The organism is Isoptericola sp. NPDC056573, from assembly GCF_042793335.1.
Classification (GTDB): Bacteria; Actinomycetota; Actinomycetes; order Actinomycetales; family Cellulomonadaceae; genus Isoptericola.
The window spans coordinates 95,341-110,214 of the sequence record NZ_JBHTUY010000007.1; the positions used below are offsets into that span (position 1 = coordinate 95,341).

12 protein-coding genes are annotated in these 14,874 nt (G+C 74.6%); 5 read left to right on the forward strand and 7 right to left on the reverse strand.

Annotated elements, in window-relative coordinates:
• Positions 1 to 5: 5 nt before the first annotated feature.
• On the reverse strand, positions 6 to 1,109 hold the full coding sequence (locus ACFQ8E_RS13735; protein WP_430551117.1) for a glutamate--cysteine ligase: 1,104 nt from the start codon (positions 1,107 to 1,109) through the stop codon (positions 6 to 8).
• 181 nt (positions 1,110 to 1,290) lie between these two features.
• On the opposite strand from ACFQ8E_RS13735, the gene ACFQ8E_RS13740 reads away from it, so the two are divergent.
• Positions 1,291 to 2,685: a pyridoxal phosphate-dependent decarboxylase family protein gene (locus ACFQ8E_RS13740; RefSeq protein ID WP_430551118.1), complete on the forward strand. Its 1,395-nt coding sequence runs from the start codon at positions 1,291 to 1,293 to the stop codon at positions 2,683 to 2,685.
• A gap of 112 nt (positions 2,686 to 2,797) precedes the next feature.
• Here the strand turns inward: ACFQ8E_RS13740 and ACFQ8E_RS13745 are convergent, their stop codons facing one another.
• The 4 genes from ACFQ8E_RS13745 to ACFQ8E_RS13760 all read right to left on the reverse strand — a co-directional run bounded on the left by ACFQ8E_RS13745 (position 2,798) and on the right by ACFQ8E_RS13760 (position 8,198).
• Positions 2,798 to 4,942: a 3-hydroxyacyl-CoA dehydrogenase NAD-binding domain-containing protein gene (locus tag ACFQ8E_RS13745; RefSeq protein WP_430551119.1), complete on the reverse strand. Its 2,145-nt coding sequence runs from the start codon at positions 4,940 to 4,942 to the stop codon at positions 2,798 to 2,800.
• A gap of 4 nt (positions 4,943 to 4,946) precedes the next feature.
• Positions 4,947 to 6,206, reverse strand: coding sequence for a thiolase family protein (locus ACFQ8E_RS13750; RefSeq protein WP_430551120.1), 1,260 nt, complete (start codon positions 6,204 to 6,206; stop codon positions 4,947 to 4,949).
• Positions 6,207 to 6,372: 166 nt separating this feature from the next.
• Entirely contained in the window at positions 6,373 to 7,602 is a 1,230-nt protein-coding gene (locus tag ACFQ8E_RS13755) for an HRDC domain-containing protein (RefSeq protein WP_430551121.1), read from the reverse strand.
• Positions 7,599 to 8,198, reverse strand: coding sequence for a DUF3000 domain-containing protein (locus ACFQ8E_RS13760; protein WP_430551122.1), 600 nt, complete (start codon positions 8,196 to 8,198; stop codon positions 7,599 to 7,601). The genes ACFQ8E_RS13755 and ACFQ8E_RS13760 overlap by 4 nt, the downstream gene beginning before the upstream one ends.
• Positions 8,199 to 8,447: 249 nt before the next feature.
• Between ACFQ8E_RS13760 and gndA the strand changes: the two genes are divergently transcribed.
• The 4 genes from gndA to ACFQ8E_RS13780 are packed head-to-tail and all read left to right on the forward strand — an operon-like array spanning position 8,448 to position 13,298.
• The gene (gene gndA / locus ACFQ8E_RS13765; RefSeq protein ID WP_430551123.1) at positions 8,448 to 9,884 is read left to right on the forward strand and encodes an NADP-dependent phosphogluconate dehydrogenase; all 1,437 of its coding nucleotides are present in this window, start codon (positions 8,448 to 8,450) and stop codon (positions 9,882 to 9,884) included.
• Positions 9,881 to 11,227 carry a hypothetical protein gene (locus tag ACFQ8E_RS13770; RefSeq protein WP_430551124.1) on the forward strand — a complete coding sequence of 449 codons (1,347 nt, stop codon included), beginning with the start codon at positions 9,881 to 9,883 and terminating at the stop codon, positions 11,225 to 11,227. The genes gndA and ACFQ8E_RS13770 overlap by 4 nt, the downstream gene beginning before the upstream one ends.
• Positions 11,224 to 12,546, forward strand: a complete 1,323-nt coding sequence (locus ACFQ8E_RS13775) for a carboxylate--amine ligase (protein ID WP_430551125.1) — start codon at positions 11,224 to 11,226, stop codon at positions 12,544 to 12,546. Before ACFQ8E_RS13770 ends, ACFQ8E_RS13775 begins: the two co-directional genes overlap by 4 nt.
• Positions 12,543 to 13,298, forward strand: coding sequence for an aspartate/glutamate racemase family protein (locus ACFQ8E_RS13780; protein WP_430551126.1), 756 nt, complete (start codon positions 12,543 to 12,545; stop codon positions 13,296 to 13,298). The genes ACFQ8E_RS13775 and ACFQ8E_RS13780 overlap by 4 nt, the downstream gene beginning before the upstream one ends.
• A 90-nt stretch (positions 13,299 to 13,388) precedes the next feature.
• On the opposite strand, the gene ACFQ8E_RS13785 is transcribed toward ACFQ8E_RS13780, so the two are convergent.
• Positions 13,389 to 13,886 (reverse strand): hypothetical protein, encoded by a 498-nt coding sequence (locus ACFQ8E_RS13785; RefSeq protein ID WP_430551127.1) that lies wholly within the window; start codon positions 13,884 to 13,886, stop codon positions 13,389 to 13,391.
• A gap of 100 nt (positions 13,887 to 13,986) precedes the next feature.
• A complete protein-coding gene (locus ACFQ8E_RS13790) occupies positions 13,987 to 14,790 on the reverse strand; it encodes a dihydrofolate reductase family protein (protein WP_430551128.1) in 804 nt (267 codons plus the stop codon).
• Positions 14,791 to 14,874 lie beyond the last annotated feature (84 nt).

Sequence of the window (14,874 nt, forward strand, 5' to 3'; positions counted from 1 at the left end):
CGCGCTCAGGCGTGGGTGACCTCGACGGCGCGATCCACGACGGCGCGCAGGTCGCCCGACTCCGCGTGCCAGGCGCGTTGCCGTGCTGCACCGCCGCCCCCGGCCCACAGCCGTCCGAGGAGCTCGGTGACCGCGTCCAGGTCGCCGTCGTCGGTGAGCGCCTCGCGCACGTGCGCCACGAGCTGCCCGACGACGTCGTGCGCGGGTGCGGGCTGCCACGTGTGCGGCGACAGCAGCTCCGTCGACAGCCCCGAGCGACCTGCGCGCCACGAGGCGGTGCGCAGCAGCTCGGGCCGCAGCACCGGCGCCGCGAGCCCTTCCGAGGCCTCGCGTGCCGCGGTCTCGACGAGTCCGCGGGCGAGGGCACCCAGCAGGGTGGCCGTGTCGGCGTCGAGGCAGACGTCGGCGACACGGATCTCGACGGTGGGGTAGCGGGACGAGAGCCGGGCGTCGAAGTACACCATGTTCTGGTCGAGGATCGTCCCGGTGGCGACGAGGTCGTCGACCGCCTGCCGGTAGGCCTCCGGGGACCCGAAGGAGCGGGCCGGCCCGGACGTGGGCCAGCGCGCCCACACCTGGGAGCGGTAGCTGGCGAAGCCGGAGTCCTCGCCCTGCCAGAACGGCGAGTTCGCGCTCAGCGCGAGCAGCACGGACAGCCACGGCCCGATGCGGTCGAGGACGGCCACGCCCTCGGCGTCGTCGGCCACGGCGACGTGCACGTGGCAGCCGCTGGTGAGCTGCTCGCGGGCCGTGAGGCCGAATGCCGCCCGCGCCTCCAGGTAGCGCAGCCGCGCCACCGTCGTGCCCTCGAACGGCCACGGGGACGTGGCCAGCGCCGCGACCCGCACCCCGACCCGGTCGGCCGCCGCCTGGGCGCGCTGCCGGCCCGCGCGGACCTCGGCGGCGAGGTCGGTGAGCTCGTGACGCGGGTGGGTCGCCGTCTCGAGCTGTTCCTCCATGAACTCGGTCTCGAGCGCGCCTCCGCCGGTCTCGGGAGACCTCGTCAGGTCGACGCCCGAGGCGTCGAGCGCCTCGCTGGCCCGTGCGACCGGCCGTCCGTCGTCCCCGACCAGCAGGAACTCCTCCTCGATACCCATGGTCCGCTTCATGCGGGGAAGTCTCACACGCGTGCGTGATCGTCGCGCGCTTCCGCCGGCCCGCGGGTCTTCGCAGCGAGGACGTCCCGAGCGTCGGGCGCTGCCCTCCCTCCTACCGAGGCCGTTCCGCCCCTTGATGTTCCCCTCGATATCCTGGCGGCGGCACCGAGGCCGGTCGCGAAGGAGCACCCGGATGACGGTCAGAGGCAAGGATTTCGAGGGCGCGCTCGACCGCGCCGTGCACCACGCGCGGGCGTGGCTCGACGACGTGGGGGAGCGGCCGGTCCCGCCACGCGCCGACGCGGACGCCGTCGGCCGGACGCTCGCCGGGCCGTTGCCTGGTCGAGGGCTCGCGCCGGCCGACGTGGTCGACGAGCTCGCCGCCCGGGTCGAGCCCGGCCTGATGGCGATCGGGTCGGGCCGGTTCTTCGGCTGGGTCATGGGCGGCACCCTGCCCGCGGCGCTGGGCGCCGACTGGCTCGTGAGCGCCTGGGACCAGAACGCCGGGATGCGGTTCTCCACGCCGGGCGTCGTCGCGGTCGAGGAGGAGGCGGGACGGTGGGTGCTCGACGCGCTCGGCCTGCCCGCGGGCTCCGACGTGGGCTTCGTGACCGGCGCGACGACGGCGAACCTCACCGGGCTGGCCGCGGCGCGCGGGGCGGTCCTCGGCCGTGCGGGGTGGGACGTCCACGAGCGGGGCCTGACGGGCGGCCCTCCGGTCCGCGTGCTGGTCGGCGCCGAGCGCCACGACTCCGTCGATCTCGCGCTGCGCTACCTCGGGCTCGGCGCCCCGACGGAGGTGGCGGCCGACGACCAGGGCCGACTGCGTACGGACGCCCTGGCCGCCGCGCTCGCCGAGGGGCCGCCGGGTGCGCCGACGATCGTGGCTCTGCAGGCCGGCAACGTGCACTCCGGGTCCTTCGACCCCTTCGCGGAGGCGATCCCGCTCGCGCACGCCCACGGCGCGTGGGTGCACGTCGACGGCGCGTTCGGCCTCTGGGCGGCCGCGACACCCAGTCTCGCCCACCTCGTGCAGGGGATCGAGGGCGCCGACTCCTGGGCGACCGACGCGCACAAGACGCTGAACGTGCCCTACGACTGCGGTGTCGCCGTCGTGGCCGACCCTGCCGCCGTGCGCGCGGCGTTCGGCGTGCACACGGCGTACCTCGTGGACGCGCCCGGCCCCGGCAACCCCTACGACAAGGCGCCCGAGCTCTCGCGGCGCGCCCGCGGCGTGCCCACCTGGGCCGCGCTGCGTTCCCTCGGGCGTGCGGGACTGTCCGGGCTCGTCGGAGGCCTGGCGGAGCGCGCCCGGGCGATCGCCGAGGGCGTGGCGCGCATCGACGGCGTGCGGGTGGTCAACGACGTCGTCTACACCCAGGTGTGCCTCGCGCTGGCTGACGACGCCCTGACGCGCGCGGCCGGCGAGCGGCTCCTCGCCGACGGCGAGACCTGGATCTCCGGTTCCCGATGGCGCGGCCGGGACGTCCTGCGGGTCTCGGTGAGCAACTGGTCCACGGACGAGGACGACGTCGCGAGGACGATCGAGGCGGTCCGGCGCGCGGTCCGGGGCCCGGCCTCGTTTTAGTCCGCGGCGCAGGTCTGCGGGCCGAGGCACGCACCGGTGGCCCGGTCCCCGGGAGGGACCGGGCCACCGGTGCGTCATGAGCCGTGCGGCTCGGGTCTCCGAGGAGGGCGTGTCAGGCGACGGCCTCGGGGACGTTCGCGACGCCGTCGGGCAGGATCCGACGGCCCAGGACCTTCGCCGAGTACCCGGCGCGGTCGAGGTACGGCGTGATGCCGCCCGTGTGGAAGCCCCACCCGGCGCCGAGGATCATGCACAGGTCGATCTGCTGCGGCCCGGCGACCACGCCCTCGTCGAGCATGTGGCCGATCTCGACCGTCAGGGCCGTGAGGACCGAGTCGAGCACGCCCGCGGCGTCGAGCACCGGGGTGCCGTGCCGGCCCGTGGTGCCGGCGGGCAGCGCCTCGCCGAACACGGCCTGGATCGTCGGGTCGACCGGCTTGGGCAGCCCGGGTGCCGGGCGGTCCAGCACGACGCGCGTGCCGTCGGCGACGAGCTTCTCCAGGCCGGGGGACGTCGGGAAGCGGTCGCCCAGGTCGTCGCGCAGCGAGGTGAGCACGTGCAGTCCGACGGCGGGGCCGACGAGGTCGAAGAGCTCGAACGTCGGCATCGGGAAGCCCAGCGGCGCGAGCGCCGTGTCGGCGACCTCGACGGACGTGCCGTTCTCGATCGCCTCGACGACCTTGCCCATGACGAGCACGAGCAGGCGGTTGACCACGAAGCCCGGCCGGTCGGCGACGAGCACGGCCGTCTTGCGCAGCTTCTTCGTGATCGCGAACGCCGTCGCGAGGGCCTCGTCGGAGGTCTTCTCGGCCTTCACCACCTCGACCAGCGGCATCTGGGCCACCGGGTTGAAGAAGTGGATGCCCACCACCCGCTCCGGGTGCGCCAGGTCGGCCGCCATCTCGGTGACGGACAGCGCGGAGGTGTTCGTCGCGAGGACCGTGTCCTCGGAGACGATGCCCTCGAGCTCGGCGAAGACCTTCTTCTTCAGGCCCATGACCTCGGTGACCGCCTCGATCACCACGTCGCACGTGGCGAACTCGCCGATCTCGGTGGTTCCGGTGACGCTCGCGGCGATGCGCGCGGCGGCCTCGGGCGTCATCCGCCCGCGTCCGACCAGCTTCTCGACGGTGGACCGGACGAAGCCGAGGCCCTTGTCGACCCGCTCCTGGTCGAGGTCGCGCATGACGACGGGCACGCCGAGGCGCTGTGCGACGAGGAGGGCGATCTGCGCGGCCATGAGGCCGGCGCCGACGATGCCGACCCGGGTGACCGGGCGGGCCAGGCCCTTGTCGGGGGCGCCGACGGGCTTCTTGCCGCCCGAGACGAGCTGGAAGGCGTAGACGCTGGCGCGCATCTCGTCGGACATGATGAGGTCGGCCAGCGCCTCGTCCTCCGCGGCGAAGGCCTCCTCGCGGGTCGCGGTACGGGCCGCGGCCAGGAGGTCGAGGGCACGGTAGGGCGCCGGTCGCGAGCCCGCGACGACGGCGTCGAGCCGCTGGCGCGTGGCCGCGACGACGGCGTCCCACACCGGCTGCGGGTCGAGCTCGCGGCGGGGCACCTCGACCTCGCCGCGCAGCACGCGCGACGCCCACAGGATCGACTGCTCGAGGAAGTCGGCCGCTTCGAAGAGCTGGTCCACCAGGCCGATCGCGGCCGCCTCGGCCGCCTTGAACGGCTTCTGCGTGGCGGGCCGGGTGAGGATCACGTCGACGGCCTTCTCGATGCCCACGAGGCGCGGCACGAGGTAGGCGCCGCCCCAGCCCGGGATGAGGCCGAGGCCGGTCTCGGGCAGGCCCAGCGCGGGGGCGTCGGACGACACGGTGCGGTAGTCGCAGTTGAGCGCGACCTCGAGGCCGCCGCCGAGCGCCAGCCCGTTGACGAACGCGAACGTCGGCACACCCATGGTGTGCAGCAGCTCGTAGGCGGCGTGCCCGCCGCGGCCGAGTTCGAGCGCCTGCTCGTGCGAGGTGACGGTGGAGACCTGGAGCAGGTCCGCGCCCGCCGCGAGGAAGTACGGCTTGCCGGTGACGGCGACGGCGGCGATCTCGCCGCGGCCCGCGCGCCCCTGGAGCGCGGTGAGCGCCGCGGTGAGCTCGGCCATGCCCTCGGGGCCCAGCGTGCTGGGCTTGGTGTGGTCGAGGCCGTTGTCGAGGGTGACGAGCGCGAGCGTGCCCGCGCCGCCGGGGAGCGCGACGTCGCGGACGAGGGAGTGCGTGACGCGCTCGGCGCGGACGTCGGGGGTGTTCTCGGTCATCAGGTCAGTTCTCCTCGTCCGTCGCGGTGGTCGCGGTGGTGTGGCCCGAGTAGTCGGCGTGGTGCGGGTTCTCCCAGATCACCGTGCCGCCCTGGCCGAGGCCCACGCACATGGTGGTGACGCCGTACCGGACCTCGGGGTGCTTCGCGAACTGGTGCGCGAGCTGCGTCATGAGGCGCACGCCGGAGCTGGCCAGGGGGTGGCCCATGGCGATGGCGCCGCCGTACGGGTTGACGCGCTCGTCGTCGTCGGCGATCCCGTAGTGGTCGAGGAAGCTCAGCACCTGCACGGCGAAGGCCTCGTTGATCTCGAACAGGCCGATGTCGTCGATGGTGAGGCCGGCCTGGGCGAGCGCCCTGTCCGTGGCGGGGACCGGGCCGTAGCCCATGATCGACGGGTCGACGCCGGCGAACGCGGACGAGACCAGGCGCATCGCGACCGGCAGGCCCAGCTCGGCGGCGGTGTCGCCGGAGGCGAGCAGGGCGGCGGTGGCGCCGTCGGTCAGGGGGGACGCGTTGCCCGCGGTGACGCGGCCGCCCGGGCGGAACGGCGTCTTGAGGTTCGCGATGCCCTCGACGGTGGTGCTCGGGCGGGGCAGCTCGTCGGCGGTGGCCAGGCCCCAGCCCTGCTCGGCGGAGCGGACCGCCACGGGCACGAGCTCCGGGCCGACGTCACCGTTGGCCAGGGCCTTGGCGTACTTGGCCTGGCTGTTCACGGCGTAGGCGTCCGCGCGCTCCTTGGTGAGGTGCGGGAACTTGTCGTGCAGGTTCTCGGCCGTGACGCCCATGTTGAGCGACTCGGGGTCCACCAGCTTCTCGGACAGGAAGCGCGGGTTCGGGTCGGCGTCGAAGCCCATCGGGTGGCGGCCCATGTGCTCCACGCCGCCCGCGATCACGACGTCGGCGCTGCCGGTCGCGATGCCGGCGGCGGTGGTCGTGACGGCGGTCATCGCGCCCGCGCACATGCGGTCGATCGCGAAGCCGGGGACGGTCTGGGGGAGGCCGGCGAGCATCCCCACGGTGCGGCCGAGGGTCAGGCCCTGGTCGCCCTGCTGGGTGGTGGCGGCGATGGCCACCTCGTCCACGCGCTCGCCCGGCAGCTCGGGGTGGCGGCGCAGCAGCTCGCGGACCGCCTTGACGACGAGGTCGTCCGCGCGGGTCTCGGCGAAGAGGCCGTCGGGCCGGGCCTTGCCGAACGGCGTGCGCACGCCCTCGACGAAGACGACGTCGCGCAGCGCGCGGCGGGCCGGGTTCCGTGTGGTCATGGAAGCTCCATCCGCTGACGAGGGTCGGGACTTCGGCGTCCGACGAGCGACGCCGCTCTCTCGGGCGACGACCCGGTGGGGCCGCGCCGAGGTACACGCTACCGCGAGTACCGGGAACAAGAGTAGACCATCGTGAGACCCGGTATCAGCCCGGGCGCGGAGCGGGTCAGGCGAGCGCGGAGAAGGAGTCCTCGAGGGGCGTGGCGACCAGCTCGATCTGCCACGGGCGGGCGCCGCGGCCCCGCAGGAACTCCGCGATCTCGGCCGAGCGTGCCGGGTCCGGCGGCGTCCAGCACAGCCGGCGCAGGGCGTCCGGCTGCAGCAGGTTCTCCACGGGCACGTGCAGGTCGCCGGACATCGTGGCGAGGAGCTCGCGGGCCGTCGTGAGCCGACGGGCTGCGACGGGGTCTCGGTCGGCCCAGGTGCGGGGCTGGGGCGGGCCGTCGGTGCGCGGGCCGCGCTGGCTCGGCAGCCGGTCGTCGGGCAGGGCGAGGGCCTCGTCGATCGCGCGCTGCCACGCCGGCGCGCGGCGCCTCGTGGCCTTCCCCGCGAACTCCGGCAGGGCGGTGAGCTGCGGCACGGTGCGCGGCAGCGCACGGGCGGCCGCGACGATGGCGCGGTCGGGCAGCACCCGGCCGGGGGAGACGTCGCGGGCACGGGCGCTCGCGTCGCGCGCCTGCCAGAGGCTGCGGACCACGGCCAGCTGACGACGGTCGCGGAGCGTGTGCGTGCCCGACGTGCGCCGCCACGGGTCGACGCGGGGTGCCGGCGGGGGCGCGGTGCGCTCCGCCTCGAACTCCTGGGCCGCCCACTCCGCCTTGCCGTCCGCGTCGAGCCGCTCGGCCAGGCGGTCGCGCAGGTCCACCAGCACCTCGACGTCGAGGGCGGCGTAGCGCAGCCAGTCCTCGGGCAGCGGCCGGGTGGACCAGTCGACGGCGGAGTGCTCCTTGGCCAGGCCCAGGCCGAGCAGCTCTGCGACCACGGCGGCGAGGCCGACACGCTCCAGCCCCAGCAGGCGCGCGGCGAGCTCCGTGTCGAAGACCCGTGCCGGGCGCAGCCCGTGCTCGGCGAGCCCCGGCAGGTCCTGGGACGCCGCGTGCAGCACCCACTCGGCGTCGCCCACGGCGTCGCCGATCGCCGACAGGTCGGGGAGCGCGACCGGGTCGAGCAGCGCCGTGCCGGCGCCCTCGCGCCGCAGCTGCACCAGGTAGGTGGCCTGACCGTAGCGGTAGCCGGAGGCGCGCTCCGCGTCGGCGGCGACGGGGCCGGTGCCGGCCGCGAACCGCTCGACCACGCGGTCGAGGGCGACCGGGGTGTCGACCACGCGACCGACGCCGTCCGCGGGCTCGGTGAGCGGGACGACGTCGGTGGCGGTCGGGGGGACTGCTGAGCTCATGGCCCCACGGTATGCGGTCGTGACCCGGGCCGCGGGTGCCCGCGGCCGCCCGAGCGTGCGGAGAGCGAGGCGACGCCGTCGGGCAGCGGGGGCAGGCCGCCGGCCGTCGCCATGAGGTCGCCCCACACGGCGAGGTGCACGCCGAGGTCCGTGTCGGTGGGGGTCCAGGACGCGCGGATCTCGAGGTCCACGGCGTCGGGCGTGGCACCCAGCGCGCCGAAGCTCTGGGAGAGGACACGCGTCACGGTGCCGCCGATCGCCAGGGCGTCCACGCCGGCGGCGTCGAGCGACTCCGTCACCCAGGTCCACGCGACGTCGGCCAGCAGGGGGTCGGCGGCGAGCTCGGGCTCGAGGGTGGCGCGCACCAGCGTGACGACCCGGAACGTGCCCTGCCAGGTCTCCTGCCCCTCGGGGTCGTGCAGGACGACGAACCGACCGGTGGCGACCTCCTCGCCCCCGGGCTCGGCGACCTCGCCCTCGAGGGCCACCGAGTACGGGGCCACGCGCGTGGGGCCGGGGATCTCCGCCAGGTGCACCTCGCCGCGCAGCCGCCGCTCGCGCAGGGACGCCAGCGCGGCCGCGAAGGGGGCGGGCACCTGCCGAGGATCCCGCTTCGAGTCACCCGTGCGATCGCCGGTCACGCCAGCCACCGTACGGCGCGGGGCGGCCGGTCGGGTGAAACGACGCACCGGGGGGCGGGTCGTGTCCGGATCGTGATGGTCCGTACACCTCGGCCGCCGCGCCGACTACGCTGGTCCCGGCTCCCGGGCGGGGGAGCGCGTGCGCCAGTCGCCGCCACCCGGCCGCCCGACCCGAAACCGAGAACCGACGGAAGCAGGGAAACGATGACAGCTCGTGCCCAGATCGGCGTGACCGGCCTTGCGGTGATGGGCCGCAACCTCGCCCGCAACTTCGCGCGGCACGGCTACACGGTGGCGGTGCACAACCGGTCGTACGCCAAGACCCAGTCGCTGATCGCCGACGCCGGGCACGAGGGCGACTTCGTCCCGTCCGAGTCGATGGCCGACTTCGTCGCCTCCCTCGAGCGGCCCCGCAAGGTCGTCATCATGGTCAAGGCGGGCGCCGCGACGGACGCCGTCATCGACGAGCTCGTGCCGCTGCTGGAGGAGGGCGACATCGTCGTCGACGCCGGCAACGCGCACTTCCCCGACACCATCCGCCGCGAGAAGGATCTCAGCGCGAAGGGCCTGCACTTTGTGGGGACCGGCGTCTCCGGCGGCGAGGAGGGTGCGCTCAACGGCCCGTCGATCATGCCGGGCGGCACCCGCGAGTCCTACGCGAGCCTCGGCCCGATCCTCGAGGACATCTCCGCGAAGGTCGACGGCACGCCCTGCTGCACCTACGTCGGCCCGGACGGCGCCGGCCACTTCGTCAAGATGGTGCACAACGGCATCGAGTACGCCGACATGCAGCTCATCGCCGAGGCCTACGACCTGCTCAAGCAGGGCCTGGGCGCGTCGGCGGCCGAGATCGGCCAGATCTTCGCCGAGTGGAACACCGGCGACCTCGAGTCCTTCCTCATCGAGATCACGGCGGACGTGCTGCAGCACGTGGACGCCGCGACCGGCAGCGCGTTCGTCGACGTCGTGCTCGACCAGGCCGAGCAGAAGGGCACCGGCCGCTGGACGGTGCAGAACGGCCTCGACCTGGGCGTCCCGATCACGGGCATCGCCGAGGCGACGTTCGCCCGCGCCCTGTCCGGCTCCGTGCCGCAGCGGGAGGCCGGCCGTGCCGCGCTGCCCGCCGACGCGGGCACCTGGGAGATCGCCGACCGCGACTCCTTCATCGAGGACGTGCGCCTCGCGCTGTACGCGTCGAAGGTCGTCGCGTACAGCCAGGGCTTCGACCAGATCGCCGCCGCCTCCGCCGAGTACGGCTGGGACATCGACCGCGGCGCGATGGCCCGCATCTGGCGCGGCGGCTGCATCATCCGCGCGCGCTTCCTCAACCGCATCACCGAGGCGTACGAGCGCGACGCGGCGCTGCCGCTGCTGCTCGCGGACGAGTACTTCACGAACGCCGTCGGCAACGGCCTCGCCGCCTGGCGCCGAGTCGTGTCGCAGGCCGCCCTCAACGGGGTGCCCACGCCGGCGTTCTCCTCGTCGCTGGCCTACTACGACGGCGTGCGGGCCGAGCGCCTGCCCGCCGCGCTCATCCAGGCGCAGCGCGACTTCTTCGGGGCGCACACCTACCGCCGCACCGATCGCGAGGGCACCTTCCACACCGAGTGGTCGGCCGACCGCTCCGAGCAGGAGGCATGAGCGCACCCGTGAGCACCACCAGCACCGAGACCGGCCCCGGGTTCCAGCCCGTCATCGTCGGGTCGGACATCGGGGTGTACGCGCTCGCCCGCTCGTTCCACGAGCGCTACGGCGTGCGCACCACCGTCGTCGCCTTCGCGGAACCGGGCCCGATCGCGCACTCGCAGATCATCGACACCGAGCTGTCCGGCACCGCGCCCGAGCAGATCGTCGCGGCGCTCCAGGACGTGGCGGGCCGCCTGGCGGCCCCCGGTCGCGCGCTCGTGCTCCTCACCAACATGGACTGGGTGGTGCGCGTGCTCGTGCACCACCGCGGGGAGCTCGAGGCCGCGGGGTACGTGGTGCCGTTCGCGGACGCCGCGCTCATCGACCGGATCTCCGACAAGGCGGAGTTCCAGGAGGTGTGCGCCGAGCTCGGGATCCCGACGCCCGCCACCGTCATCCAGGACTTCGCCCGCGCGGCCGAGCCCGGCTGGGAGCCGCTTCCGGTCGGCTTCGACTTCCCGGTCATCGCCAAGCCCGCGAGCAGCGCCGACTACCACGACGTGCAGTTCGCGGGGAAGAAGAAGATCTACGAGATCGCGACGCCGGCCGAGCTGGACCGGCTGATGATCTCGCTGCGCGAGGCGGGCTTCCGCGGCCGCTTCCTCGTGCAGGAGAACATCCCCGGCGACGACACCCGCATGCGGTCGGTCACGGCGTACGCCGACACGAGCGGGCGGGTCACGCTGCGCTCCTCGGCGCAGGTGCTCCTGGAGGAGCGCACGCCGGCCGCCCGGGGCAACCCGTCGGCGATGATCGTCGAGCCGATCGCCGAGATCCTCGACGCCGCCCAGCGGATCCTCGAGCACACGGGCTGGCGCGGGTTCGCGAACTTCGACGTCAAGCTCGACCCGCGCGACGGCGTGTTCAAGTTCTTCGAGCAGAACCCGCGCATCGGGCGGAACAACTACTACCTCACCGCGGGCGGGCAGAACCCGACCGAGGCCCTGGTGGACGACGTCGTGCACGGCGTGCGCCGCGAGCCGGTGACGGCGGACCGCGAGGTGCTGTACTCCGTCGTGCCGAAGCGCCTGCTGCGCTCGTACGTGCTGGACCCGGAGCTGCACGCCCGCGTCGTGCGGCTGCAGCGCTCGGGCCGCACCGTGCACCCGCTGCGCTACAAGGCCGACGCGTCGCCGCGCCGCCGGCTGTACGTGCTCACGGCGATGCTCAACCACGTGCGCAAGTACCGGCAGTTCTACCCGCTGGAGGCGCTGCGCCGGAACTACGCGGCGAACACGGCGGCCGGGGCACCGGCCGGCACGTCGACCGGCGGCGCCGCGACGAAGGAGGCATCGTGACGCAGACTCCGCAGCGGCGGCTGCAGCCCGTCGTCCTGGGCGGCGACATCGGCGCGTACAGCCTGGCCCGCGCGTTCCACGAGGCGTACGGCGTGCGGTCCGTGGTCGTGTCCGGCGCCTCCACGGGCCTGGTGCGGCACTCGCGCATCCTCACGCACGTGGCCGAGCCGCAGATCGACGACCCCGAGGCGATCGTGGCGCGCCTGCGTCGTATCGCCGACGAGCACACCGACGCCGACCTGGTCGTCGTAGGCTCGGCCGACTGGCTCGTGCGGATGCTGGTGCAGCACCGCGACCGCCTGGAGGACCGCTACCTGGTGCCCTACGTGGGCGAGGAGCTGCTGCTGCGGCTCACCGACAAGGAGGAGTTCGGTGCCCTGTGCGCCGAGCTCGGCCTCGCGCACCCGACGACGGTCGTGCACGACGTCGCGTCGGGCACCGAGCCGGACACCGGCGGGCTGACGTTCCCGGTGATCGCGAAGGCGGCCAGCACGGCGGCCTACCACGACGTCGAGTTCGCCGGGAAGAAGAAGGTCTTCCTCGTGGACACGCGCGCCGAGCTGCTCGACCTGCTCGGTCGGGTGAAGGACGCCGGGTACGTCGGCTCGTTCGTCGTGCAGGACTACATCCCGGGGGACGACTCCGGCATGCGGATCCTCACCTGCTACAGCGACGCCCAGGGCAAGGTGCGGTTCTCCTCCTTCGGGCACGTGCTGCTGGAGGAGCACGCGCCGGGCGCGCTCGGCAACCCGGCCGCGATCGTCACGGGCACCCAGCCCGAGGTCGTGGAGCAGGCGCGCCGGCTGCTCGAGCACGTCGGCTGGACCGGCGTCGCGAATTTCGACCTCAAGTACGACCCGCGCGACGGGCGGTACGTGTTCTTCGAGCTCAACCCGCGCCTGGGTCGCTCGAACTACTACGTCACGTCGACGGGCGCGAACCCGGTGAAGTTCTACGTGCACGAGCACCTGCGCGGCCTCGACGCCGACCCGCGCGCCGTGCTGGGGCCCGACGTCCCGCTGTCCGGCGACGGCGAGGTCACCACCGAGCACCTGTACACGGTGCTCCCCGGCACCCTGCTGCGCCGGTACGTCGCGGACCCGGGGACCCGGACCCGCACGCGCCGCCTGCAGCTGACCCGGCGGGCGTCCAACCCGCTCTGGTACCGCAAGGAGTGGGACCCGCGCCGGGTCGCCTACCTGCTGGTGTCGCAGCTCAACCAGTACCGCAAGTACGCCCGGCACTACCCGGTGGCGCAGTCGCGGGCCCTGGCGTGGACCGGGCCGGCCGCGCCGCAGGGCGCGCGGGAGGGCGCGTGACCGCCGAGGTCGAGCACGGCGCCGGTGACGCCGGCGGGACGGTCGAGGACCGGCCCGTCGGCGTCATCGGGGGCGTGGGCCCGCTGGCCACCGCCTACTTCCTGCAGCGGGTGGTGCAGCGCACCGACGCCGAGCGCGACCAGGACCACGTGGACCTCGTCGTGCTCAACCACGCGACGATCCCGGACCGCACGGACTTCGTGCTCGGCCGGTCGCCCGCCGACCCGGGACCCGTGCTCGCGCGGGACGCCCGGCGCCTGCAGGACTTCGGCGTGCAGTTCCTCGTCATGCCCTGCAACACCGCGCATTACTTCACCCAGCAGGTGCTGGACGCGGTCACCGTGCCGTTCGTCTCGATCATCGACGTGACGGTCGCGGCGGCGCGTGCGCGGGTGCCCGGCCTGGGGCGCGTCGGCCTGCTGGCCACGGCGGGGACGGTCGCGTCGAAGGTGTACGACGACGCGTTCGCCGCCCACGGGATCGACGTCGTCGTCCCCGACGCCGCCGACCAGGACGTCGTCAGCACGGTGATCTACGACCAGGTCAAGGCCGGCCGGCCGGCCGACCCCGACGCCCTGCGCGGGGTGGCGGCCCGGCTCGTGGAGCGTGGCGCGTCCGTCGTCGTGCTCGGCTGCACCGAGCTCTCCGTCGCCGCGGTCGACCACCACCTGCTCGACGAGGAGCCCTTCCTCGACTCCATGGACGAGCTGGTGCGCGCGACGATCACCGGGGCGGGCCACCGCGTGCGCTGATCCCGCACCGCACGACCCCAGCGCCACGCACGAGGGCCCCGTCCGCCGGACGGGGCCCTCGCGCGTGCCAGGGGGTCTCGGGGACCGGGCTCAGTCGCCGATCTCGCTGGTGCCGGCGTACAGGTGCAGCACGGGGACCTGCAGGAGCTCGCGGGCGCGCGACGCCCAGTCGGAGCGGAAGGTGTCCGCGACGACGTGGGGGTAGGTCACGACGACCACGTCGTCCACGCCGTCCGGGCCGCCCTGGGCCTCGACGGCGGCGCTCAGCGCGGGCAGCGGGTCCTCCTCGGTCACCGTGCCCTCGGCGGTGGCTCCGGCCGCCCGCAGCGCCGCGAGCGACCGCTCGAGGCGCTCGGCGGCGGTCACCTTCGCCTGCTCGGGCGTGGGCTCCTTGCCCACGAGGTCCTGGCCGGCCTCGCGCAGCTCGCCCACCCACAGGTGGTCGATGATCGCGGCGACCACGTTGCGGTCGGTGTCCGAGGGGACGAGCACGCGGTAGCGCTCGGCCTGCTCGTCGTGCAGGGACAGGATGTGCGCCACGTCGGCGTCGGTGAGGGCGTCCTCGGTGAGGACGACGGTCGTCGGCATGCCAGCACCGTAGCCACCCGGGGCCGTGGATGCGAGGCCAGCGGGCCGGCGCGGGGCGGGACGTGACGCGCGCCTCGCCACGGGGCTCCCGGGACCGGGCTCAGCGCAGGAGCCAGCGCGCCAGCAGCGTGCCGGAGCCCGGCGCGTGCAGCAGGTGCGTGAGGCGGGCGGGCGTGGCCGGCGACGCCGGGATCCCGGCCGGGCGCGGCCCCTCGCCGGGGGACCCGGCGGGGGAGGCGGCCACGATGCGGGAGGGGCCCGGCCCGACGAGGCACGGGCTGGTCGTGACGCACAGCTCGTCGACCAGGTCGTCCGCGAGCATGGCGGCGAGCAGCGTCGGGCCGCCCTCGCACAGGACGCGGCGCAGCCCTCGGTCGGCCAGGGCCGCGAGACCGGCACGCAGGTCCACCTCGTCGGGGTCGTCCGCCGACGCCACCGCGAGCACCCGGTCGGCGGGGACCATCCGGCTCGCCGTCCGCGCGCCCGCCGCGCCGGTGAGGACGAGCGGCGGCCGGTCGCCGTCGGCGAGCTGCTGCGGCACCCGGCCGGAGCGCGTGACGAGCGCGAGCTCGAGGGGTCGGTCGCCCGTCGTGGGAAGGCCCTGCGGCCGGTCGAGCGCCGTGTAGCCCTCGTGGCGGGCCGTGCCCGCACCGACGAGCACGACGTCGGCCGCGGCACGCAGGACACGGAACGCGCGCCAGTCCGCGTCGTCGTTGATCGAGCCGGACAGGTGGTCCGGGCCCCACGCGCCGCCGTCGACCGTGCTGACGAAGTTGGCCCGCAGCCACCTGCCGGACCCGGTGCCCTCGTCGTACAGCGCACGGAGGCGGTGCTCGGTCGGGTCGGGGGGCAGGTGCTCGGGTGCCGGGACGAGCAGGTCGAGCGGCGTCGTGGCAGATCTCACAGCGGCCAGCGTACTGACGCGGCGTAGCCTTGACGGTCGTGACGCTCACGCAGGACGAGGACCAGGGCCAGGGCACGGGTACGG